Below are 23,912 nucleotides of genomic sequence, written 5' to 3' on the forward strand. Positions count from 1 at the left end.
ACATCTGAGGTTAAGTTATCCCCTTCTCCAATAGGCACAGCATGTATTCCAATGCTTCTAGTTCATCTCTGCCCCTTGTCTGCAATCGGACAACACTGCCATGACGCAAGGGAAGAAGTGCCATCCCGAGCAGGCTTTTGACATCTACACGATGCTCATGATCAGACTCCATAAACGACAATGAAATATCCGAGGAAAAACGCGACGCTTGAGAAGATACGGACATCAGAGAATCCCGGTGAAAATCAGAGTGAATGGTAAATTCATGTGTTCTCACAACCTTCAGTTCCTTTCGATAAGTTGCTAATCAGCCTGTTTGGTCTGTATGATTTTATATATTAAAATCTTCATGAATTATACCATGTTATGGGGTCTTGTCTAATCCTTTATTGGTGAAAAATGCAAAAAAAGAACCCTGATAATAATAATAATCAGGGCTCCCTTAGTGCGTGTTCAAAAAGTTAGTTTTTCAGTACCGAGAAGATGGAATGAAGCTAGAAATAGAGTAGCGGAGCGTAGGGAACACTACGTGAGCAACGGATATTTCGGCTGAATTTCATATTCGATGCTGATGATGCTACTAGGCATCCTTCGTAATCAAAAGCGGACTTTTTGAACAACCTCTAATAGTATCACCTTATCGTCCGTTCGGATATACCATTACTTTCAGACTACCGCTTTTGTTGTGCAGTGCTCGCTCCATCGCCTGTTGTGTCTCATCTAGTGAATAACGGTCTGTAATCAGAGACATCACATCATGCTGGCCTGAGCTCAGGAACTCAATTCCTGCGGAATACGTATTGGCATAACGGAAAATCCCGTATATATCCACTTCATTGTCTGCAATAAAAGGAACATTCAATGCGATCTCATCCTGTGCAGGCAGGCCAACAATAGCCAGCTTGCCCCCACGGCGCAACGAATACAATGCGGATTGCAAAGCCTTCGGATTACCGGCAGTTTCCCATGCCGTGTCTACACCAACGCCGTTCGTTAACTCACGAATCACCGAAAGCGCATCTTCATTCCTCACATTAATGGTATGAGTGGCCCCCATACGCCGAGCTGCTTCCAGCCTCACTTCTTCCAGATCCGTCACAATGATCCGTTCCACACCGAACGATTTGGCAGCAGCCACGCCCATCAGTCCCACCGGTCCCATGCCCATAATCGCCAGCGTTGTTCCTGGAGCCAGTTTGCTGCGACGCGCCGCATGAATCCCCACCGAAAAAGGTTCGTTCATAGCCGCTTCCTCGAAGGATAGATGATCCGGGATCGGGAATACCATATCCTCACGTATCGTCATGTACTGTACAAATGCTCCATCGACCGGAGGGGTTGCCAGAAATTGTACATCCGGACACAGATTATAGCGTCCTTCTTTACACGCCGTACAGCGACCACATGTTACTCCCGGCTCTACGGCTACCCGATCTCCTTCTTTCAGCCGTGATACCTTTGAGCCAACAGCTGCAACGATCCCCGCACACTCATGTCCCAGAATGATCGGTTTCTCCACCACGAACCTGCCAATGCGTCCATGCTCATAATAATGTACATCTGATCCGCAGACGCCAACAGCCATGACCTGGATAAGCACCTCATCTTCAGCGGGTTGCGGTACCGCCTGCTCCTCAATGATAATGTGACCTGGCTCCGTCATGACAGCAGCCTTCATGGTATCGGGTAGTTGATGATGTCCCATACGTTCCCTCCTTCTCCTGTATGCCAATGTTGTTTTTCTCCGAAGAGGATGTGCCTGCTCTGTAGTTCATATCATCATTAATATATGATTCGTTCCTGTTGATCCTCAATGCCGCTCTTGCGATAGAAATACGTATTAATCATATCTCGCCACTCTTTTGCATGTTCTGCCTGCTCTTCCTGTAAGGAAACCACTTTATCATATATGGCCGGGTCGATTTTACCCTCCAGCTCTCTCCAGGTCTGAGCTAACGCTTCTGCCTGTTCAGCACCTTCAAAGTGAGTGTCATAAATATGCTGAATGACCGTCTTGCCGGAGTGCAGGATATGCGTGTAAGGGACATGGTGGAAAAATAACAGCAGCTCATCTGGACAACTCTCTACAGATTCGTACATCTCGGTGTTCTCCCGGTGATATTGCGAGGTATATCCCGTACCACTCTTCACGGTTCGATCCACACCAAGGCCCTTACAATCGGCAAAATGGTACGTACCCCATTTGGAATACTCATAGCCATCCACATTAGGCCCATAATGATGGTTCGGATTAACCATCCAGCCTACACCAAGTGGTGCCGTATACTTTTCATAGATGTCTAACGAATTCAAAAGCATGCCAGTGATCAAACGAACGACATCTTCGTCATGCCCAAACGTAAGTCTGACCCACTCGTCCGCAATCTCTTCCGCGGACAGCTCGGGATTCCATGCAAGTCTACCGTACCCGTACAAATTAGCCTGAGCAAGTGGGTGGCCTGTCCAGCAGGCATCTGCGCCGATGTTCGAAACGGCGGCAAAACCGCTATACGGCCTTTGGTACAGAGAGCCATTCGCAATCCGCTTAACTTCCGAACCCTCACCCTTCGCAAATGTATCAAAAGCCAATACTTCCTTCCACTGGGGGACCAGATAACACAGATGTCGTTGCTGACCTGTATACTCCTGCGTAATCTGGAATTCAATCACCTGGTTTGTCTTCTCCATTGCACCAAACAGTGGAGATACGGCTTCCCTAACCTGAAAGTCCATTGGACCATTCTTGATCTGCAAAATGACATTGTCGGCAAAGCGGCCATCCAGCGGCATAAAGTGATCATACGCTGCCCGCGCACGATCCGTGGTGCGATCGCGCCAATCCTGTTTGCAGTTATAGACGAAGCAGCGCCAGATCACCAGTCCACCAAATGGACGAAGCGCTTCTGCCAGCATGTTCGCCCCATCGGCGTGATCCCGATTATACGTAAAAGGACCCGGTCGATTCTCTGAATCTGCCTTAATCAGATAACCTCCGAAATCCGGTATTGCCGCATACACCTTGGCTGTCTGGATACTCCACCATTCACGGACCTGTTCATCCAAAGGGTCCGCTGTACGCAACCCACCGATCTCCATCGGGCTGGCATAGTTGGCGCTCAGGAACAGTCGAATGCCGTAGGCTCTGAACTCAGCAGCAACTTTTGCTACATCACCCAGGAAACGTTCCGTCAGAAACAAGGTCTCGCGCTGATGTACGTTGACGTTATTAATCGATATGGCATTCAATCCTGTGGAAGCGAGTAGTCTCGCATAATCCCGGATACGCCCCAGATCACGGGTGAACTCCCCGTTATCATAGAAAATGGAATCACCCGCGTAGCCACGTTCAATGCTACCGTCCACATTGTCCCACTGATTGATCATCCGCAGTGAATTCACGGGTTGCTCAGCGATATGATTCAATTCACCTGTAGTGAAATGGGCTGGTTCCGAATCGTCATGCTTAAGTACCAGCTCTCTCAATAGGTGAAATGTACCATACAGTACGCCTTGTGGAGAGTCTGCTCCAATCATCAATGTGCCTTGTTCCTTATCTTCACGGATGATATAGCCTTCATCCTGGACAGAAGCACGTTCAGCTTCACTGAAGGTTTGGGCAACGACGGTACATCCTGACCAGGTGCCGATCCATATTCCCTGTGCTTCCTGATTGGAGAAATCAGGATCGGTTGTTTGACTGGCAGCTACGTGACTAACCTTCGGCTCCGCTCCATACAGCTTCTCCAGTCCCTGTGCAAGTTCAGCCATAGCCGTAGCTATAATCTCATGATCTTCTGCCGCCGACACGGCATGACTCCAGACAGGAGCCGCCTTCTTGGCAGCTCCCTTTACGCCCGACTTTCCTGAGCAATATCCCAGCCATGCATCATATTGTGGGCCGGACAAACTGGATTCAACAGCCGAATGGCTCATTTTACCGCCTCCTTGCTTGCATAGATCTGCTCCAGACGATGACCTTTACCTTCAAGTAGCCATAGAATGGATGTTACACCACGCGGGTAATACTTGCTTCCAACCGCAACACCGGACAAGATCTGGTCGCTCCAGCACCAGTAAGACTCCTCTGGGTGCAACAGCCAGTTTACATGAGCCTCGTCCGAAGCTTTCCCTGCTTCATCCCACTCGACGCCCAGCAGTTCTCTTGTTATGAACTGGGACAGATATATTTTGCTAAGCCATGAGTTGTTACTCGTCGAGGAAAGCTTCCATCCTCCATCATCGAACAGACATGTACCCGGTACAAGAACCGTCTTGAGATGGGTACGGAGTGCTTGGAGGTAAGGACCGAAACGGCCATTCACATCCAAAGCGCCTTCACAGCCTGTGAAGTAAGGGAACACCAGACCTTCGATCGCCGGAATGATGCGGGAATCATTATTTTCCGCGATAACTGCAGGAATGTAACCACCATCAGTCAACTGGGCTGCTATGCTGGCTGCACAGCGATCCGCCTGACGTCCTGCATGATGAGACAGATCCGCGAGTTTCTCCGCAGCGAACAGTTTTTCCAATGCAACGTAGACCGCCCAGCACTTGCCTGCCAGATAGATATTGTTGCGAGATTGTCCAAGCGACACATCCAGACTGTCGTAAGTTGTAATCTCAGCTCCGCCTTTGGTGCGACTGCTATCCAGACCCATCAGACCGTTACGCTGCTGTTCATCCGGGTGATCTCGATTCAGCATGCTATCGAAACAATCGCGAATGACGGGAAGCATCTCTTTAACAAACTCCCGATCCTGTGTCTGTTCGATATATACCGTTGCGCAGCACAGCCAGTTTACCAGCTCCTCATGGCTCATTTGAGAGAAACAGTCGTCAATGCCCACAAGCTCATACGCCGAGTGTCCCGGACGGGAGAATACATTGGCAACTCCAATATCGTGGGTAAAAGTAATGCCGCCCGGATATTCCTTCTCTTCGCCTGGGAACCGTACTTGATCTGTGTAACTATAGCGTTTCACGAACCACTCCAGTTCGTTACGTACCGTCCATGGGTTCAGGGCTAGCTCAAAGTACAGTTGATCCGCTGTCAAATCAAGTGTATTCATCATCCGGTATTCGCCCTCATTCACGATCCAGAACGGTTCACCATCCGCATCCAGGAGCTGTGTGCTTGCGTAGTAACTATGAATGGAATGGGCAAGCATGAATGCCTGATCTTCACTCAAAGCAGCTACGCCGAGACGTTGTTCAGCTTCCACACAGGAAGCAGTCAGCTCGCTGAAACGGTCAAGCGCATACGTACCAGCTTCCAGGATATCCGCAAAGTACCGAGTGTACCAGTAAGTTGTATCCATACCCGAAGTAACAATCCCGCCGCGATAGAAACAGACGGCAAATTGATACGTCCGTTTTTCCCCGGCTGGCACGTCCATCAACAACGCAGTTGTTTCGCCCAATCCAAAAGCCAAATTCTCCTGATGTTTCTCCTGCAAAATCTTCTCCAGCGTGAATCCGCGTGCAGGCCACAGACCCTCATCCGCGGACAAAATGGCGGTTAAACGTCCTTGTCCAACCCCGGTTAGTGCTCCACCCTCAGGGCCTCCAATGATGCGCATGGCGGAATAAGGATCATTACCCTGATAGCCAAAATATGCTTTACGTGACTGCTGTCCCTGCGTGTTATCAATCGTCATTTCCACCAGTACTGCAGGCACAAGCGCATCCATTAATCCTTCACGATCGCCGCTGAGCGGTTCGGGTACAGGACGTACAGGAGAGTAAATTCGGAAAGTCAGATCACCCGCGGTCCACGTATCGGTTCCTGAAGTGAATTCACGGCTTATATCATCATCTCGGAACGCTGAAATCAGCGGGCGTGACGTTTGCGCGGCAACTGCTGCCGGCGTGCTCTCTCCATTGCCCGTAGAAGTTGACGATGCCTGATCGGCGTCCGCACTATCCCCCTTCTCAACATCATATCGTACGCTCGCATCCTCAACAGCTTCAAAAAACGGTAAAGCTTCGTAGTTCTCACCGTCGCGAGATTGTAAACCAATATATACATTCTGATCGGCTGGTTTGCCGAGTTCCAGACCTAGTCCGCCTTTGGCTCCTTTGTAACCAAGCGTAAAGCTCGCAAAAGCCCCGATTGGGGAGTGATGGGCATTATAAAAAATGGATTTGGATGTACTCATAAATGATGACCCCTCTCAAAATGGTTTGCATACGTTTTCATTAGCCCCATCCTACCATGGGCATTCCAACATAGACCATGGTCAAATCAATCGGATATTTACCCAAATCAAGCTGATAGACTATAATACTAATAAAGCGGTTACATCCCTTTTGTTTGATCTGATCATTCATTCCATATGGTCCTACGAAAAAATTACAATAAGGAGGCTCTCCATGTCTTCCACCTATTTGCCTCCCACTTTGGGAGAAAGTGTACATGAGGTGTTTTACCCGGATGTACAAACAACGGTGAATTTGTTCGCCATTCATTTGCGGAGTGTCGGCGCAGATTGGGATTATCCAGCGCATGAGCATCCCCAATATGAACTGAATTATGTAACAGAAGGCGAACAGCACATGACCGTGAACGGTAAATTATATATACAAAAGGCTGGCGAATTGCTCCTGATTCCTCCGGGAAGCATTCATTCCAGCCTGAGCCATAACGGCAAGGGTTTCACGTATTTTTGTATGCATTTTGATATCGATGATCAGTTATTTCTCTCTTTACTTGCACGAATCAAGCAGGTGCAATTCGATGCAGATAGTCCGGTTACCCGGCAGATCGAGCCAGTACTGCGCAAATTAATGTCTTCTGCTGACGATCGAGCAGCGAGTACGATGGTACAACGCATGCAGCTGCAATCAGCGGTGTTTGAATTATTCGGCCATTTGTGGGAAGCCGTCTCTCAGGAAGTCGCTCATCTGTTCACCGACGGGTATGAGAAAATTGAGCTGGCTCATCAAATTCGTAATCGGCTACAAGGCCTGGTGAACCAACAGTTCAAGCAAGGAAGAGAGTCAGACAGCCATTATGGCATTGACGATATTGCAGCAGAACTGGGGATCAGCAGTTCACATTGTAATCGCGTATTCCGTCAGGTACACGGTCAGTCGCCGCGGGTATATTTGTCCGAAATGGTTCTGCATGAAGCTAAAGTGCTGCTCGGTAATCCAGAACTGTCCGTTCAGAACATCGCTGCCATGCTCGGTTATAAAGATATTGCCCATTTCAGTCGTCAATTCAAGCGCTGGTCGGGTGTATCTCCATCACGCTACAGACAGGAGCAGTCTGCTCCTGAATGAGTTCCGCAGAGGTTACTTTTTTAATACCGTATTTCACTGCGTATGGATATAGTGATTGGATATTTATTTGAGCAAACGTTTAATGGTCTTCAGCTTGTTATCGTAGGGCGGATACAGAATCGACAAATTCAGTTTGGTGCTCTTCTTGAGCACACTTTTCATATGAGAGAAGGTCTCCAGGCTGTACCGCCCATGATAAGCTCCAACCCCGGAGTGCCCTACGCCGCCAAAGGGCAGACGCGGGTTGGCTACATGCGTAATCGTATCGTTAATGCACCCGCCCCCAAAAGAAACCTCTCGCATCACTTTGTCCTGCAACTCTGTATCGGAAGTAAAGAGGTAGAGCGCCAGCGGTTTGGGCCGCTTCACGATGCCTGCGATCGCTTCATCGATGGTGCGATAGCTGATAATGGGCAGAATTGGCCCAAAAATCTCGTCCTCCATCGTGGCCGCCTCCCAGGATTTTGCATCGATCAGGGTCGGTTCAATGAATCGATCTTCTTCATCCGATCTGCCGCCGTAAATCACATGTGCCTGATCACGTTCAATAAGGGTCGTCAGACGTTTAAAATGAGCCTTGTTCACGATCCGACCATAGTCACGGTTATGCTGAATATCCGTGCCGAAGAAAGACTCTATGGAAGCTTTCATCTCAGAGATCAGTTGATCTTTCACCCGCTCATGTACAAGTAGATAATCAGGTGCGATACAGGTCTGACCCGTATTGAGCAATTTGCCCCATATAATGCGTTGTGCAGCCACTTTGATATCTGCGTGTTCATCTACAATAACTGGACTCTTACCGCCCAATTCTAATGTAACTGGAACGAGATTTTTGGAAGCAGCTTCCATGACGATTTTGCCTACCGGTACACTGCCTGTAAAAAAGATATAGTCAAACGGGGCGTTAATGAGCGCTGTTGTTGTATCTTTAGCCCCCTCAACGACTCGTACATAAGCAGGTTCGAACACCGAGGCGATCATTTCGCCAATAACAGCGGAGACAGCCGGTGTGTTCTCTGATGCTTTGAGGACTGCCGTGTTCCCTGCCGCTAACGCGCCAACCAGCGGTTCAATCAGCAGCTGAAATGGATAGTTAAAGGGTCCAATAATCAGCACCGCACCATAAGGTTCAGGAATGATATAACTTTTGGAGCCAATCAGCGCGAATTGGGTTTTTACTTTCACAGGTTTGACCCATTTCTTCACTTGCCGAATCGTATGCGTGATGCTATCCAGCATGAAACCGATCTCGGTGGTATAGGATTCGAATTCACTTTTACCCAAATCCTGATATAGCGCACCGGTAAGGCGGGACTCATATTTCTGAATCGCTTGCTTCAACCGAGTTAAATGTGCAATGCGAGTCTCCGCAGAACGAGTGGCCCCTGATCGAAAGAATTGCCCTTGCTGCTGAAGAATCTCTTCGACTTCATTTTCGCTTATTTCTTGTATGGTACTCATTGAATAAAACTCCTTCACAAGTTATTTAGTGATTCATTTATTGATCATCCGTTTAAACCTACGAACATATTGCCCACATGTTTACACATGTTAGAAACTGTAGCCTACAAGCACTCTTCCTCCATCGCCGCGACCAGTTCTTTCAATAGTTCCACCGATGACTTCAATGAAGCGGAGTAATATCGCTGTGTGCCCTTCTGTTCTACGGAGATAAGCCCCTTCTCAAGCAGAAGTTTGAGATGATGAGATATGGCTGGCCGAGACAGGCTGGATTGTTCTGTTATTTCATTAACCGTCATTTTACCCTTCTCACTGAGCATCAGCAAGATAGCCTGTCGATGGTTATCGCTAAGTACCTGAAACAAGGGGATACAGGTTTGAAAAATGGAGATTGCTTTTTGTCCCATGGTTAGTTTCACCTCAATTATTCTAAATATTACAACTATTCTGTCTGTTGGTTTAAACATTTAAACTTAATAATTATATTCTACTCTTCTTCCATGCGCACTGCAAGCCTTGACTAAAAAAGGATATAAACAAGTAATATAAAGCGCTTCCATACTACCATACAAGTATGGTAGTATGGTAATGAAGGAGTTGAAGTTGTGGAATATACCCCTAAGTTACCGTCCAAAGCCGATGTATTACCATCATTGCAAAGCCCCTCTTCCTTGAGCAAGCAAGTCTACTCTTCACGTGATGCGGTCTATACATCGTTGAAGCAGCAGATTCTGAGCTTGAAGCTGCCTCCTGGAACCGCCATCTCGGAGAAAGAGATCTCGCTTGAATTCAATGTGAGCCGGACCCCTGTTCGGGAAAGCTTTGTTCGACTTGCGCAGGAAGGCCTACTCGAAGTTTATCCACAGCGAGGTACATATGTCTCTCTGATTCAGGTTGACCTTGTAGAGGAAGCGAGATTCATGCGTGAGCAGCTTGAGCGTGCCGTTGTACAGCTTGCATGTGTTCAATTTCCAGATCAGTCCATGATGAAATTGGAACAAAATCTTGCACAACAGCAGGAATGCATGCTCAACCCGGATGATGAACGAATGTTCGGATTGGATGAGGAATTCCATAGCACTCTCTTTGCAGGCTGCAATAAAAGCAATACATGGTCCGTGATCCAGCACATGAACGTGCATCTGAACCGAAGCCGAATGCTTCGTCTGTCTTCAGATCATCATTGGGATCACTTGGTTGAGCAGCACCGATCCATGGTTCAAGCCATACAGCAGCATGATGCCACAACCGCAGAACGTATCATGGAGGAACATCTGCATTTAACGGTCACGGATCTGGCTGTCCTGCGGGATACATACCCTTCCTATTTTCAATAATGGATAGACCTGTTCTTTAAGAGGTTGTTCAAAAAGTCCGCTTTTGATTACGAAGGATGCCTAGTGGCATCCTCAGCATCGAAGATGGAATTCAGCCGAAATGTCCGTTGCTCACGTAGTTTTCCCTACGCTCCGCTACTCCATTTCTAGCTTCATCCCATCTTCTCGGTACTGAAAACCGGTCTTTTTGAACACGCACTATAATACTAATCTTGATGAGGTGAACGTGATGAGAATGGTTTTTCGCTGGTTTGGTGAAGGCAATGATACCGTAACGCTTGATCACATTCGGCAAATTCCTGGTGTTGAGGGTATTGTATGGGCACTGCATGATGTTCCTGCAGGTGAAGAATGGCCCATGGACAAAATTCTGGCGGTCAAAGCCGCTGCGGACAAGGCAGGATTACATCTCGATGTTGTTGAAAGTGTCAATATTCATGAAGATATCAAACTCGGTCTGCCTACACGTGACCAATATATTGCCAATTACAAAAAAACGATGGAAAAACTCGCCCAAGTCGGCGTTAAAGTCATCTGTTACAATTTCATGCCCATCTTCGACTGGCTCCGGACCGATATGCATAAGGAAATGGAGGATGGCTCCACCGCCCTCTTCTATGAGAATAGTAAACTCGCCGATATTGAACCGCTGGAACTGGTTCGACGTATTACCGAAAATACTGCATTAACGATGCCTGGCTGGGAACCGGAACGATTGCAGTATTTAACCGGCCTCTTCGAAGCATATAAGGATGTAACAGAGGATCAGATGTGGGAACACGCCCGTTATTTCCTGCAGGAGATTATTCCTACGGCTGAACGGCTGGGTATTCGAATGGCTATTCACCCGGATGATCCCCCATGGCCGATCTTTGGTCTGCCGAAGATTATTACCAGCCAGGACAATATTCGCAAGTATCTGAACCTTTATGATAGCCCTTATAATAGCGTGACTCTGTGCAGCGGCTCTCTTGGAGCCAATCCAAACAATGATATTATCGGTATGATTCACGAGTTTCAGGATCGAATTCCTTTTGCCCATATTCGTAATGTCAAAGTCTACGATAACGGGGACTTTATTGAAACCTCCCACCGCAGTCAGGACGGGAATGTCGATATTGCAGGTGTGGTTGAAGCTTATCACGATATTGGATTCGAAGGTTATGCACGACCGGATCACGGACGTCATCTCTGGGGTGAACAGTGCAGACCGGGGTATGGACTCTATGACCGGGCTCTGGGAATCATGTATCTGTGGGGCGTCTGGGACTCCCTGCAAAGGAGGTCAAAATCATGAATGAATTTGCCAAAGAAAGATCAAACCGTCTGGAAGGCAGAACCGCTGTTATTACAGGCGGAGCAGGTGTGCTGTGCCGTTCCATGGCTGAAGAGCTTGCGCGTCATGGTGCAGGCGTAGCCATTCTGAACCGGACCGTGTCCAAAGGCGAAGAAGTCGTTGCGGCCATCGAAGCTGCAGGTGGGAAAGCGATCGCTGTAGCTTGTGATGTGACTCAGACCGATAGTGTAACGGCAGCGGCAGCTGTTGTTCTGGAGAAGCTTGGTCCCTGCGATATCCTTATTAATGGAGCCGGCGGCAACAATTCCAGTGCCAATACGACGAATGAAATTTTCAGGCTGGAAGATCTGGAACAGCCGGATATCACTACTTTTTTTGATGTAAGTGTTGCTGGATTCCGTCAGGTCATGGATCTGAATTTTGTCGGGTCGCTCATTCCTACCCAGATCTTTGCAAAACAGATGATTGACCGTGATGTTCCGGCAACAGTCATCAATATTTCATCCATGAGTGCCCCATCGCCCATGACCAAAGTTCCAGCGTATAGTGCGGCCAAGGCTGCCATTAACAATTTCACACAATGGCTTGCGGTGCATCTGGCAGAATCGGGCATTCGGGTGAATGCCATTGCACCTGGATTCTTCCTGACAGATCAGAACCGTAATCTACTCCTTCAACCGGATGGTTCACCGACTGAACGTTCAAGTAAAATCATTGCCCACACACCGATGCGGCGTTTTGGCAAACCTGAGGATTTGCTGGGCACGTTAATGTGGCTTGCAGATGAACGGCAGTCTGGTTTTGTTACAGGCACGGTTATTCCTGTGGATGGCGGATTTATGGCATACTCTGGTGTATAACTTCTATTCTATTTGCATAGAATAGGCGAACTAAATAGTGTATCGAATGCGGAATCCGAAGCCTGGGACATTTAACCAGGTTTCGGTTTTTTTTCGTTCAAGAATAAGAATATCCGGCATAGGCAAAGCTTGTTATAGTACAACAAACTGTCGTATAACATGGAAAATCCGACTCAAGTGTCCACATTTTCAAATAGGCTTGGCAAAGCGAAGGAAGGTGATACATACATGATGGAAGAAACGTGGGTTGTTGCAGTACGGTCTATTATTGCCTTCTTGACCCTGATCATCTACACAAGGGTGCTGGGCAAACAGCAAATGGGAAACTTGACGTATTTTGATTATATTAACGGCATTACCATCGGTTCCATTGCAGGTACATTTGCGACCGATCTATCATCTAAAGCGTGGATTCATTTTGTAGCTTTGACCATTTTCACGATCATTACGATCATCTTTCAGTTTATTACGTTGAAAAATCGCACCATCTCCAAACTGATGGACTCTGACCCTACACTGGTCATCCAGGACGGTAAAATCCTTGAACAGAACCTGCATAAAATGCGTGTGAAATTCGACGAATTGACCGTCATGCTGCGGCAAAAGGATGTATTTGATATCACCACAGTGGATTATGCCATTCTGGAGCCGGACGGCAGCCTCTCGGTTGTTTTGAAACCTGAGCATCAACCGTTAACTGCCAAGGACATGAATATGCATCCGCCCAAGAGCAGGCTGATGACCGAGATTATCATTGACGGTTTGCTGATTAAGCAAAATCTGGAGGAACGAAACAAGGACACGAATTGGCTCAGCGAGCAGCTTGAAAAGCAGAAAGTGACGATACAGGATATTGCTTTTGCTGCCATATTGCCTAACGATAAATTGTATATTGATCTATTCAAAGATAAGCTCACAGAAAAAATCGATATGGGAGATTATGAGGGACCTTTCTAAACTCTTAGATGAAGGAGGCGGTTGAATGAAAACACGTTTCTGGTTGCTGTATGTGCTTCCGATCTGCCTCATTCTCCTGTTCGTGGCGATTATGGCTAGCGGAGCCATTCTCAAAAAGCCCTTCGGCACGGATGATCGCTTGTTTGAATCTATACAAACATTAGAGAAACAGGTTGTGGGCCAAAAATGGACTGAAGCCAAGTCTCAAGTCGATTACGCAATGCAAGCCTGGAACAAAGTCGTCAACCGCATTCAGTTCAGTGTGGAGCGTGAAACGATTTACGATATTCTAGGCACCCTCGCTCGGATCAAGGGCGGCGTTGCGGCACAGGATGATAAGGCGATTATGGAAGAGATTTATTACTTTTATGTGTTATGGGATAATCTTGGAAATTAGGTCCAATATCAGAGATAAGTCCAAAGGTAAAAGGCACTCTCCTTAAATAAAAAAGGAAGTGCCTTCTTTGCTTTCTATAACTTTCTATACGTTACGCTCTTCGTAATCCACGGGACCTTGACGTTCGAGCCGTGCTTTCTTTGCGGAAAAAGAGAGTCAGTGCCCCTTTGGCGCACCACAGTGCGAACAAGGCGAATAGTGTTCCCCAGAACAAGGCTGGCAGGAAAGTCTGCTGAGCCAGATTCGCTGCATCCCCTGCCCTGGAAGGCTGAGTCCAGGACATCAGTCCAACATACATGGCACTAACCACGGACTCTTCCAGTGTAAGGAAGGCCAGTAACAGATAATAGAACTTCATAATTTTGGCACCAAAAATCATAATAACGACATTCAGGGCAATGAAGCCTGTCAGCCATAACATGCCGAACTCTCCCCTTACATAGAAGAGAAGCGATACAAGAGCTACAGCCGTCATAATGCCCAGCCCCCACATCTGTAGCCCTTTCCGGTACAGATAGAATAGCAGCAAGGCAAAGAGGGATGCCGTCACATATCCTGCCAGGGAAACCAGAATCGATTTTCCAGGTGTCAGCATGGACGAATACGTTACACCGCTGTGATCAGCGTATAATTCAATGCGCAATACTTTGCCGGACAACAACAGTGTTACCAGAGCATGACCGAATTCGTGAATCATCGTATCCAGGTTCCGGAACAATGAAGAAAACGGAATAAAGCGTGTCAGTATCGCTGAGCCCATCAGAAACAGTATGGTTTTGAGCCATTTATTCAATGCTGTCTTACCTCCCTTGCCTTCAAGTAAACAAGCCTATCATTATAATACGCTGCTGTACCTCTAATTGTTTCGACCCATGAAATGCGCAGCGCAATGCTGCATCCACCAGCAGAAACTGCGATTGTGACCGATGAAAAAAGAAGACAGATCATAGCGGCCTTTTCCAGTCTCCAGTGTGACGAGCAATCTGTTTCGCATATGAGTCAGCGCATATTGTACAAATTGGTCTGCTGCTTCATCTTGCACAAGGGTCACGTAGGCATAGAGGGAATGATCTACAGGTTCATCGAGCGGACTCACACCTGCACATGAAAACTCTGTTTCTACCCCTGCACCCTCAAGCAAAGACAAAGCCTTTACCAGCTCGGCATCCACTTCAATGCCGTTCCATATCTCCGTTCTCTTTGCTGATACAGTATGTTTCTCACGCTCCGTCCAATGCATCAGCTCCAATTTGCGTCTTCGCCACAGGTGGGCGGGCTGTTGCGTAAGCAGTACTTCCTGTTCTTCATTTAAATCCATAAGACGCGTCCTCCCATTCCCCGCGGAATCTCCTCCGGTCGCCCTGAACAACGAAAAGAGCACATCCCTGTGCTCTCTGCGTGGCAAAAGGCAAAGGAACGGCTATGCCATTCCTCAGCATGTTGTATTATTGTACCTTTTTCGATGACAGGCATCAAATGCTTATTCTTTTTCCAATATTCAACTCAGGTGAAACAAGAACACTATTCATTCAGTGCCAGCTTCAGAGCCTCCAGATTCTGTCGCATCACACGGATGTAGTCCATTCCCGCAGTAATCTCATCTTCGGTGAGTCCTTCAATCGGATTCAATACGGCGGTTTTGGCCCCTACTTCACTTGCGATCGTCTCCGACACTTTGGACGAAACCAGCGTTTCGAAGAAAATCGTCTTCACCTGATGCTCCTTGGCAAAATGGATAACGGATGCCATCTGCGCTGCGGAAGGCTCCTGTTCAGGAGATAACCCAGCAATCGGTACTTGCTGAAGACCGTATTCCTTAGCAAGATAACCGAATGCTGCATGTTGTGTGATGAAATCCTTACGTTTGCTGTTCGCTACAGCCGTCTTGAAATCCTGATCCAGTGCCTCAAGTTTGGCAACGTAGGCGTCGGCATTTTGCTTGAACTGTTCAGCATGTTCAGGCGCAGCCTGTGCAAGTCCTGCTTCAATATTCCGTACTTCCTTCACGGCAAGTGCAGGTGACAACCATACGTGGGGATCAAGTCCACCATGATCATGTGCATGTCCTTCTTCAGCCTCAGCGTCATGATTGTGATCATGTTCCTCCGCATTGGCTTCATCCGCATGCTCATGGACTTCTGTGGTATCGGCATCCCCATGCTCGTGTTCATGCTCATCTTCTTCCGTGCCTTCAAGCAGATCGATGCCATGGCTCGCTTCCACTTGAATGAGTTTATCATTGCTTAGAGTATTGGTAACCTGATCAATCCAGGACTCCATGCCCGCCCCATTATAGACAAGTACATCTGCCTTCTCCATACTCGCCATATCCTTTGGTGTAGGCTCCCAGTCATGGGGTTCCGTACCCGCAGGAACAAGTGTATGGACATTGGCCAGATCACCTGCCACATTTTTGGTGAATTCGTACATTGGATAGAAACTGACTTCAACATTTAGTTTAGCTTCCTCGGTCTCGGCTGGAGTTGGAGTGTTGGCCGAACCGGTACTGGAATCAGATGAGGATTGATTTTGTCCGCAACCGGCTACGATTAGTGTAAGACTGAATAACAGTGCTAGAGCTGATTTTTTATTGAATTTCATGTGGTGTATTCTCCCTTGAATGTATGAATAGAGTTGCGCGCTGTTGTTTTCTCTCTTTGCGTTGACGTTTACGGTTATATCGTCCAATCAGCTTCTGCGCCGATATTCCAATCAGTAGAAAGACCAACAGAATGAGAGCGATTGTCCCTCCTGGTGGTGTGTTCAAATGGTACGATGTCGTCAAACCGCTAAAAATACCGATTAATCCGGTGACAACCGCGATAAGGATCGCTGCTGCAAAACTACGTGACAATCTCAGTGCCAGGGCAGCGGGCAGTACGATCAAGGCAGACACAAGCAATACGCCCACAATGGGCATGGCTGAAGCTACGGTCATTCCTGTCAGTACGGCAAATGCAAACGACAACCCCTTCACCTGTACGCCTCCGATGGAAGCCGTCTCTTCATCAAATGTCAGATTGTACAATGGTCTTCTCAGCACCATGAAAAAAAGTAACCCAATGACGCTCACAGACGCCATAATCCACAACTGCATATCACTTACAGCAACGATGGAGCCAAACAAGTAGGAGCTGAATGTCTTGGACAGATTGATTTTCAAACTCATAAGTACCACAGCAAGAGCCAGCCCCGACGTCATGATGATCGCTACAGGCACTTCACTATATGTCAGATAGTTTCGCCGGAGTTGTTCTACCAATAATGCGCCGATAATCGCAATCGCGAATCCACAGATCACCGGATCGAGATTCATTACAGATCCTAGCGCAACCCCTGCCAGTGAAACGTGGGATAATGTATCCGCCATCAGCACCTGTCGTCGGAGCATCAGATAGACTCCCAGAATCGGAGCAATGACTCCGATCAGTCCGCCTGCCCAGAACGCACGCTGCATGAATTCGTACTCAAACACTGCCATTCCTCACTTTCTTGCCGCTCCAGGGTAATCATACGGTCCAGTCGGTTTCCTATCTCTTCCAGTCCGTGGGTTACCATAATAATGGTCATCCCGTGAACATCTGCATAATGGCGCATCAGATCATAGAAGCCTTCACGACTGCGTTGGTCCATGCCTGTTGTGGGCTCATCGAGCACTAGCACCTGTGGTTGTCCTGCCAAGGCTCTAGCAACACAGATCCGCTGCTTCTGTCCACCGGACAACTCACCCACACGTGTATTGCGGTATTCCCACATGCCAACTTCCCGCAAATTGCGCTCTACAATGGCCTCCTGCTCGGTTTTGAATCTGCGGAACAGGCCCAGCTTGAGGTAACATCCAGATCGTACAAGTTCAATGACTGTACTGGGAAATCCGCCATTAAACGAGGCCACCTGCTGAGGCACATACCCGATGTTGAGCTTGTTGCCACGTACTGTCTGTGCATTCATATGTACTGTGCCGCTCCAGGGCTTTAATAGCCCCAGCAGCAACTTTAACATGGTCGTTTTGGCAGAACCGTTGGGACCTGTGATGCCCACGAATTCTCCCACATGGATATCCAGCGACAGTTGATCAATGACAGGCTCTTTGCCGTATCCAAATACCACATCACGCATGGAAGATAGAATCATGACTTTCCTTCTTTCCGTAATTATTACGATTTAAAAATAACAAAAAAATTTATCTGGTTTCCCGGTGAATCGTCATCTTCTTCAAACGTGGGGAGTACTTCTTCAATTCAATTCGTTCCGGGTGGTTACGCTTATTCTTGGTTGTTGTATAGTTGCGATCTCCGCACTCGGTGCAGGCTAAGGTTACAATGACTCTCATGGATATGTCCTCCTTTAATTATTTAATCGTAATTATTACTATTTAATGATACTAGCCTATGCCTTTTCGTTTGTCAACTCCATATCTGCTACAGTAATAATTTGTATGCACAATACAAATTCATATGATATACTTCTTTGGTATCATTATACTATACCTACGGAGGAACTAGATGAAGATCAAAAAAACAACTTTTATTGGGTCATTGGTAGCATGCAGTTTGGCTTTCGGTGCCCTGGGTGTTGCAGCTTCAAACGGAATTCAAGATATTGAAGCAGCACTCGACAGCAACATTAGCTTTAAAGTAAATGGTTTGTCCTGGACACCCAAAAATGAAGCTGGAGACAAACTGAACGCACTGGTATATGACGGTGATGTCTACTTGCCTGTAAGTACCACAGCAGAAGCATTAGGAGCCAACGTATCTCTGAATGTAAGTAACAAGATCGTAAGTATCACCAACTCAGGCAATACCGGAAAGTCCAGCGGTTCAAACAGCAACAGCAGTACAGGTACCAAAGGTTCTGAAGATTCAAGCAAAGCAAGTAATTCGAGCACTTCAGGCTCAATCAAGATGACTGGAACTGAGGCTCAAATGATAGCCAAATTGCAAAAAGAATCGTTAACCCTGATTAAAATGTATGGCAAAGCACTTAAAACGGGCAGTACTAGTGAGTTTGATAAGTACATAGATGACAAAGTCATTGAAAATGTCGAGATTGATTTCTTTGATCGGGGCAAGCAGTATCAAAAAGATAAATTCAAGACTAAAGTTAAAGATATCATTGCAGCAAATGATAAAAAAACAGTGACTAAATATGCAGATCAATTGATTAACGTCAAATCAGCTGATTTTAAAGTGATTTCAATGAATGACAAAACCAAAATAAGTAAAAGTTACAAAGCCATTTATTATCCACAAGGATGGACGGGTTCCTTTGGAGTGCACCTTACCTTTGTGTTTAGTCCGCAAAAAAGCGGCAACGGCGATTTTTATCTTGGCGATTTGTACTTTAGCTAAAATCCATAATTCAATATAATCATTGATCTTCAGGTGCACGATTGCACTTGAAGATCTTTTTAATTTTCAATTTAACTCCGGCTCGGAATTGGATTTTTCAGTTATTTGGATAGATAAGTCGACGAAGCAAAACGTCAGCAGGGCCTGATATCCCCCTACGCTCTAAAACTGTTGCTAATAAGAGGCTGGTTATCCATACGAGCACGGCAACAATAAACGCTCCAGTACTATGCAAAATATTACCCATGCCGAACGCAACCGGAGACATGATAATAACCAACATGGCCTCATTGAACAGATAAAAGGTTAGCGATCGCTTACCCAGAGCTCCCAGTGACCGAATGACTATTCCTGTGCGATTCGTACCCGGGCCAATAAACCCAAAAACTGCGGCGTATCCGAAGCCACCAGCAAGTCCGGTCAGCATTTGAAGATCAGTGACCAACCCAACCATCGTAGGATGTGGGGTCCACAGTTTCACACCAACCATGGCCAGCGGAAGCGCCCCAGCAATTGAGATAGAGATCCCAATGATCGCAATACGAATCAGACGTTTACGGTGAATATCTCCATATAACAAGTTCTGACGTGCTGCCCATATCCCGATAAGTACCGGAAGAAGCATCGGGTACATGAAAAGCTGAGCAATTATCATGAACGGAATCCTGATAAGATTATGAAGAGCAGCCGCTACATATGAATCTGGCATGGAATTCACCGAGGAATAACAAGCTGACCAACAATATGGCTCGTATCAGTATCCGATCCTGACGGAACAGTAGCTTACCAATAAGTAGCCCTGAGATTCCGTAGAAAGCAAGAATATCCACCCCTAGAATGATAAACGGTATGTACCAATCCAAATAACAGAAGAAAGAGAGACCGCCGTTGTAATGATCCCTCAACTTCTGTCTCTAACATTCCTGCATGGAGCTGACGTTTAACCATCATGGACAGACACTAAAAAAGTTGATCACTTCTCCCATCGTACTCCCACCTTCCGGGCGACCAAAAGGATGAGTCACCTTCACTTACCTTGTCAGCCAAGACTTCTGGTATTCACTTGTTTGCAAGTGATATCAGCTACGCTGGTATTGCCTTAGTATGTTGCGCAGGGTACAAGCATATATTTTAGCAAAGTCCTAGTTGTGGAGGTCTGTTTCATGAAAATGGCAGCCAATCTGAAGCTCTTGTCATTCCTGATCCCTTGTGCATTTCTTGTTCCCGTGTTAATCACGATGGCTCCCGATCTGAAAGAGGCATGGAACAGTGAAGCCTTGCAAAATATGAAAACGGTATTCATAGGCATCTTCCTTGAAGCCGCCCCTTTTCTGTTGATGGGTGTGCTGTTGTCATCGCTCATGCAATGGTTTGTTTCTGAGGAAATGGTTCGCAAACTCACGCCTAAGAACCCCGTCGGAGGTGTGCTGGTCGCGGGGTCGCTAGGCATTATTTTTCCCATCTGTGAATGCGGCATGATTCCGGTTGTACGGCGATTGATGCATAAAGGCATGCCGCCCTATATCGCAGTTACATTCATCCTTAGTGGTCCCGTAGTGAATCCCATCGTATTTACCGCAACATTGCTCGCTTTTCCTTCCCACCCTGAAATTACGATAGCCCGCATGGGACTGGCCTTTGCTGTAGCAGCTTCTATAGGCGGTCTGGTGTATGTGTTCGTTCGCCAGAATCCTCTGCGTAAGCCAAAGACTACAGTGACGGAGGTCAAGACGCATCCAGGGTTTAAAATGGCTCAACCTCATGCACACGCCCAGGCAAATGTTCATGACCACAATCATGTGAAGAACTGGCGCAGCTTCTTCATTCATGCCGGAGACGAATTCGTCGATATGAGCAAATATCTGGTGATCGGTGCCTTAATTACAGCCTGCATCCAAACCTTTATCAGCCGTAGTGATCTCATTTCTCTCGGTAATGGCCCTGTTGCTTCCTATGTGTTCATGATGGGATTTGCTTATGTATTGTCCCTCTGCTCGACTTCCGATGCTTTTGTTGCTTCTGCGTTCTCTCACACGTTTGCGCTCGGGCCGTTGGTGTCCTTTCTCGTTCTTGGTCCCATGCTTGATTTCAAAAGCACCCTGATGCTGCTCTCCACCTTCCGTACCCGGTTTGTTATTGGTTTGAGCCTAGCGATTATTGGGTTGGTTTTTGCTGGGTCATGGTTGATTAACCTTCTGGTATAAGTATTCAAGAAAATGTTTAATTACATGAATATTTAATTACATGAATTTTATTTTGAACAACAAACCGGGTATGTTAGGTCGATTTACCGAATAAACGAAGGTATTCACGATTTCAACGAAATAACGGAAATGAGGTGATGTTATGAACCATCATGGGTATATGATGACCAAAGCTTCTGTCCCCAAATCACATCCCGTCCAGTGGCATAACCTGATTCGCGCACTGTGGATCGGCGGGCTGGCGGTATACATCATTCACTTAAACACAAATGATTCTCTACATTATTATCTGGCGCCAACAATGCAGCGATTGTTGCTTTGTTGCCCTATTCCTTTTCTGTTTATTGCAGTAATCATGGCTTGGCATGGTCTGTTCGGCAGAAGTCTAATCCATTGCGACTGTGAGCACCCGTCTCCATCCGGGTGGATACGCAACTCGTTGGTCTATGGTCTGATTGTCATTCCATTGTTACTCGGCTTTCTATTGCCTGATCGTGCTCTCGGGAGTTCCATGGCCAGCCAGAAAGGCATGTCATTATCCTATGCTCCCCCCGAGATTCGTCGAAAAGAGCCTTTACCTGATGCAGTAAAAATAGATATTAAAGATCGAACAAAAAATACCACGGCTAATGAATCCTCCGTCCCTGCCACAAAAGTACAATTCGTACCACCGGATGAGTACAGTCGTGAATTTGCCGAACTGGCAGAGAAGTTATATGCAGAATCGATCATTAAGGTGTATCCCGAAATCTTCTCCGAGACACTTGGTGCCATCGACATGTTCCAGCGACAATTTGCAGGCAAAGATATCTCTTTAACCGGGTTTGTATACCGCGATAAAAGTATGGATCATGAATCGCATTTTGCACTTGGGCGATTTCTCGTGATGTGTTGCCCCGCTGATGCAGCTCCCTTTGGCGTCATGATTCATATTTCGGATGCAGACAGCTTCCCTACAGACAGTTGGGTGCAAATCAATGGCAGAATCGGGTCTGCACAGGTGAACGGAAAGGATACGATTGAGATTCGGGCAACAAAGGTAACACCTGTATCGGAGCCACCCACGCCTTATATTTACACGAGTGCAGATTCAGTGATGGCGTATGAAAAAATGAAGAACAAATAAACTTCATGAAACATATCTCTTTAAAAAATACGAAACGAAAAAGACCCGAAACTATGGAGACATAGCTTCGGGTCTTTTCTTTTAGATCAGGATGAGTTTATCCTCATCTACCCTGATTTTATTATTCGGTTACGATATCATGAACCAATACAGGAGCATCGGCATGATCCGCAATCGTAATGTTTTCTTTGATTTTCGCAATCACGTCTGCCACGTCTTCACGATTGGCATGGATTGTTACGAGGGATTCGCCAGCTTTAACCGGGTCACCGACTTTTTTGTTCAGCATCAAACCTACGGCAAGATCGATTTCGGATTCTTTCGTTGCACGGCCTGCGCCGAGCAACATTGCCGCAGTTCCGATTTCGTCAGCAACGATTCCAGCTACATATCCGTCTTTGTCCGCTGGGACTTCAACCAGATATTTGGCCTGAGGCAAGCGATCCGGGTGATCTACAACCGAAGCATCTCCGCCTTGGTTAGCCAGGAAGTCTTTGAATTTCTCCAGAGCTTTACCGTTCTGGATCACTTCTTTCAGTTTCTCCTCAGCTTGCTCCAGAGAGTCTGCTTTGCCAGCAAGGAATACCATTTGACGTCCAAGTGCCATACACAGTTCTTCCAGATCCTTCGGTCCTTTACCTTGAAGTGTGAGAATGGCCTCTTTCACTTCAAGCGCGTTACCGATCGCCAGACCCAGGGGTTGGGACATATCGGAGATAACAGCCATCGTTTTACGTCCAACATTGTTACCGATGCTTACCATCGCATGCGCCAGTTCTTTGGCATCTTCCGTTGTTTTCATAAATGCACCAGCACCCGTTTTGACATCCAATACGATTGCATCTGCACCTGCTGCAATTTTCTTGCTCATGATGGAGCTGGCGATCAGTGGAATCGAGTTTACGGTAGCCGTAACATCACGCAATGCATACAGTTTCTTGTCCGCAGGTGTGAGGTTGCCACTTTGACCGATAACCGCAACTTTGTGTTCATTAACGAGACGGATGAACTCTTCTTTGTCCAGCTCTACATGGAAGCCAGCAACGGATTCCAATTTGTCTGTTGTACCGCCTGTGTGACCTAGTCCACGTCCAGACATTTTGGCAACCGGAACATCCAGAGCTGCTACTAGTGGCGCCAGTACCAACGTTGTTGTGTCGCCCACGCCTCCAGTGGAGTGCTTGTCTACCTTGATACCTTCGATTGCGGACAGATCGATTGTCTCGCCCGAGTTTACCATAGACATGGTCAAATCTGCGCGTTCCTTGTCGGTCATATCCTTGAAAAATACTGCCATCGCCCATGCGCTGACCTGATAGTCCGGGATCTCACCTTTTGTATATCCTTGTACAACAAAATCAATTTCAGCTGTTGTCAGTTCTTTTCCGTCGCGTTTCTTGGCAATAATGTCTACCATTCTCATGATGATCTCTCCTCGGGTAAATGATTTGTATAGAACACTTTGTTGTTAGCTCGTTCCGGCCCCGGATCGTTCTTTCGATCGCTGTTGTCTCCAAGTTTTTTTCAATCCATTTTGCAATGGAAAAAACTCGGAGACAAAGGCGAGCGCTTCGCTTCTTCAGAATCGATTCCGGTTCCTTCACTATGTGCTCAAAACAAAAGTTTCGA

General features: G+C 46.9%; 23 protein-coding genes. 9 read left to right on the forward strand and 14 right to left on the reverse strand.

Translation table 11 applies throughout. From position 1 onward, the window contains the following. Positions 1-10: 10 nt before the first annotated feature. From ACR32F_RS17235 to ACR32F_RS17250, 4 genes are all read right to left on the reverse strand, one after another. A complete protein-coding gene (locus ACR32F_RS17235; protein WP_440109041.1) occupies positions 11-277 on the reverse strand; it encodes an HPr family phosphocarrier protein in 267 nt (88 codons plus the stop codon). A gap of 360 nt (positions 278-637) precedes the next feature. Beyond that, positions 638-1,705, reverse strand: a complete 1,068-nt coding sequence (locus tag ACR32F_RS17240; RefSeq protein ID WP_440109043.1) for an NAD(P)-dependent alcohol dehydrogenase — start codon at positions 1,703-1,705, stop codon at positions 638-640. 77 nt (positions 1,706-1,782) lie between these two features. Further along, positions 1,783-3,933, reverse strand: a complete 2,151-nt coding sequence (locus tag ACR32F_RS17245; protein ID WP_440109045.1) for an alpha-glucuronidase family glycosyl hydrolase — start codon at positions 3,931-3,933, stop codon at positions 1,783-1,785. Next, entirely contained in the window at positions 3,930-6,161 is a 2,232-nt protein-coding gene (locus tag ACR32F_RS17250) for a glycoside hydrolase family 52 protein (protein WP_440109047.1), read from the reverse strand. The genes ACR32F_RS17245 and ACR32F_RS17250 overlap by 4 nt, the downstream gene beginning before the upstream one ends. Before the next feature lie 214 nt (positions 6,162-6,375). Here ACR32F_RS17250 and ACR32F_RS17255 point away from each other — a divergent pair, with 214 nt between their 5' ends. Further along, complete coding sequence (locus ACR32F_RS17255) at positions 6,376-7,287, forward strand: AraC family transcriptional regulator (protein ID WP_440109049.1); 912 nt, start codon at positions 6,376-6,378, stop codon at positions 7,285-7,287. Between the two features lie 63 nt (positions 7,288-7,350). On the opposite strand, the gene ACR32F_RS17260 is transcribed toward ACR32F_RS17255, so the two are convergent. Next, positions 7,351-8,751, reverse strand: coding sequence for an aldehyde dehydrogenase (locus ACR32F_RS17260; protein ID WP_440109051.1), 1,401 nt, complete (start codon positions 8,749-8,751; stop codon positions 7,351-7,353). Between the two features lie 104 nt (positions 8,752-8,855). Further along, a complete protein-coding gene (locus tag ACR32F_RS17265; RefSeq protein WP_440109053.1) occupies positions 8,856-9,158 on the reverse strand; it encodes an ArsR/SmtB family transcription factor in 303 nt (100 codons plus the stop codon). A 246-nt stretch (positions 9,159-9,404) separates the two neighbouring features. On the opposite strand from ACR32F_RS17265, the gene ACR32F_RS17270 reads away from it, so the two are divergent. From ACR32F_RS17270 to ACR32F_RS17290, 5 genes are all read left to right on the forward strand, one after another. Next, positions 9,405-10,088 carry a GntR family transcriptional regulator gene (locus tag ACR32F_RS17270; protein ID WP_440119921.1) on the forward strand — a complete coding sequence of 228 codons (684 nt, stop codon included), beginning with the start codon at positions 9,405-9,407 and terminating at the stop codon, positions 10,086-10,088. Positions 10,089-10,317: 229 nt separating this feature from the next. Further along, complete coding sequence (gene uxuA / locus ACR32F_RS17275) at positions 10,318-11,385, forward strand: mannonate dehydratase (protein ID WP_440109055.1); 1,068 nt, start codon at positions 10,318-10,320, stop codon at positions 11,383-11,385. Then, on the forward strand, positions 11,382-12,245 hold the full coding sequence (locus tag ACR32F_RS17280) for an SDR family oxidoreductase (protein ID WP_440109057.1): 864 nt from the start codon (positions 11,382-11,384) through the stop codon (positions 12,243-12,245). Before uxuA ends, ACR32F_RS17280 begins: the two co-directional genes overlap by 4 nt. 228 nt (positions 12,246-12,473) lie before the next feature. Next, a complete protein-coding gene (locus ACR32F_RS17285; RefSeq protein WP_440109059.1) occupies positions 12,474-13,202 on the forward strand; it encodes a DUF421 domain-containing protein in 729 nt (242 codons plus the stop codon). Positions 13,203-13,227: 25 nt separating this feature from the next. Continuing rightward, entirely contained in the window at positions 13,228-13,599 is a 372-nt protein-coding gene (locus ACR32F_RS17290) for a DUF4363 family protein (RefSeq protein WP_440109061.1), read from the forward strand. Between the two features lie 91 nt (positions 13,600-13,690). Here ACR32F_RS17290 and ACR32F_RS17295 read toward each other — a convergent pair whose 3' ends face one another. The 6 genes from ACR32F_RS17295 to rpmG all read right to left on the reverse strand — a co-directional run bounded on the left by ACR32F_RS17295 (position 13,691) and on the right by rpmG (position 17,932). Continuing rightward, positions 13,691-14,392 carry a M50 family metallopeptidase gene (locus ACR32F_RS17295; protein ID WP_440109063.1) on the reverse strand — a complete coding sequence of 234 codons (702 nt, stop codon included), beginning with the start codon at positions 14,390-14,392 and terminating at the stop codon, positions 13,691-13,693. A 63-nt stretch (positions 14,393-14,455) separates the two neighbouring features. Beyond that, positions 14,456-14,917: a hypothetical protein gene (locus ACR32F_RS17300; protein WP_440109065.1), complete on the reverse strand. Its 462-nt coding sequence runs from the start codon at positions 14,915-14,917 to the stop codon at positions 14,456-14,458. A gap of 203 nt (positions 14,918-15,120) precedes the next feature. Further along, positions 15,121-16,200 carry a metal ABC transporter substrate-binding protein gene (locus ACR32F_RS17305; protein WP_440109067.1) on the reverse strand — a complete coding sequence of 360 codons (1,080 nt, stop codon included), beginning with the start codon at positions 16,198-16,200 and terminating at the stop codon, positions 15,121-15,123. Beyond that, positions 16,187-17,080 (reverse strand): metal ABC transporter permease, encoded by an 894-nt coding sequence (locus ACR32F_RS17310; RefSeq protein ID WP_440109069.1) that lies wholly within the window; start codon positions 17,078-17,080, stop codon positions 16,187-16,189. The genes ACR32F_RS17305 and ACR32F_RS17310 overlap by 14 nt, the downstream gene beginning before the upstream one ends. Beyond that, positions 17,026-17,733, reverse strand: a complete 708-nt coding sequence (locus tag ACR32F_RS17315; protein ID WP_440109071.1) for a metal ABC transporter ATP-binding protein — start codon at positions 17,731-17,733, stop codon at positions 17,026-17,028. The genes ACR32F_RS17310 and ACR32F_RS17315 overlap by 55 nt, the downstream gene beginning before the upstream one ends. Positions 17,734-17,782: 49 nt before the next feature. Next, complete coding sequence (rpmG, locus tag ACR32F_RS17320; protein ID WP_024631975.1) at positions 17,783-17,932, reverse strand: 50S ribosomal protein L33; 150 nt, start codon at positions 17,930-17,932, stop codon at positions 17,783-17,785. 172 nt (positions 17,933-18,104) lie between these two features. On the opposite strand from rpmG, the gene ACR32F_RS17325 reads away from it, so the two are divergent. Next, positions 18,105-18,953 carry a stalk domain-containing protein gene (locus ACR32F_RS17325; RefSeq protein ID WP_440109074.1) on the forward strand — a complete coding sequence of 283 codons (849 nt, stop codon included), beginning with the start codon at positions 18,105-18,107 and terminating at the stop codon, positions 18,951-18,953. Between the two features lie 97 nt (positions 18,954-19,050). On the opposite strand, the gene ACR32F_RS17330 is transcribed toward ACR32F_RS17325, so the two are convergent. Further along, positions 19,051-19,608 carry a DUF418 domain-containing protein gene (locus ACR32F_RS17330; RefSeq protein ID WP_440109076.1) on the reverse strand — a complete coding sequence of 186 codons (558 nt, stop codon included), beginning with the start codon at positions 19,606-19,608 and terminating at the stop codon, positions 19,051-19,053. 508 nt (positions 19,609-20,116) lie between these two features. Between ACR32F_RS17330 and ACR32F_RS17335 the strand changes: the two genes are divergently transcribed. Together ACR32F_RS17335 and ACR32F_RS17340 are read left to right on the forward strand one after the other, a co-directional pair. Beyond that, on the forward strand, positions 20,117-21,157 hold the full coding sequence (locus tag ACR32F_RS17335; protein WP_440109078.1) for a permease: 1,041 nt from the start codon (positions 20,117-20,119) through the stop codon (positions 21,155-21,157). Between the two features lie 142 nt (positions 21,158-21,299). Continuing rightward, entirely contained in the window at positions 21,300-22,283 is a 984-nt protein-coding gene (locus ACR32F_RS17340; RefSeq protein ID WP_440109080.1) for a TIGR03943 family putative permease subunit, read from the forward strand. Positions 22,284-22,404: 121 nt separating this feature from the next. Here ACR32F_RS17340 and ACR32F_RS17345 read toward each other — a convergent pair whose 3' ends face one another. Beyond that, positions 22,405-23,706 carry a pyrimidine-nucleoside phosphorylase gene (locus ACR32F_RS17345; protein ID WP_440109082.1) on the reverse strand — a complete coding sequence of 434 codons (1,302 nt, stop codon included), beginning with the start codon at positions 23,704-23,706 and terminating at the stop codon, positions 22,405-22,407. Positions 23,707-23,912: the final 206 nt, after the last annotated feature.

Origin of the sequence: Paenibacillus hebaui (assembly GCF_051934385.1) — a bacterium.
Classification (GTDB): Bacteria; Bacillota; Bacilli; order Paenibacillales; family Paenibacillaceae; genus Paenibacillus.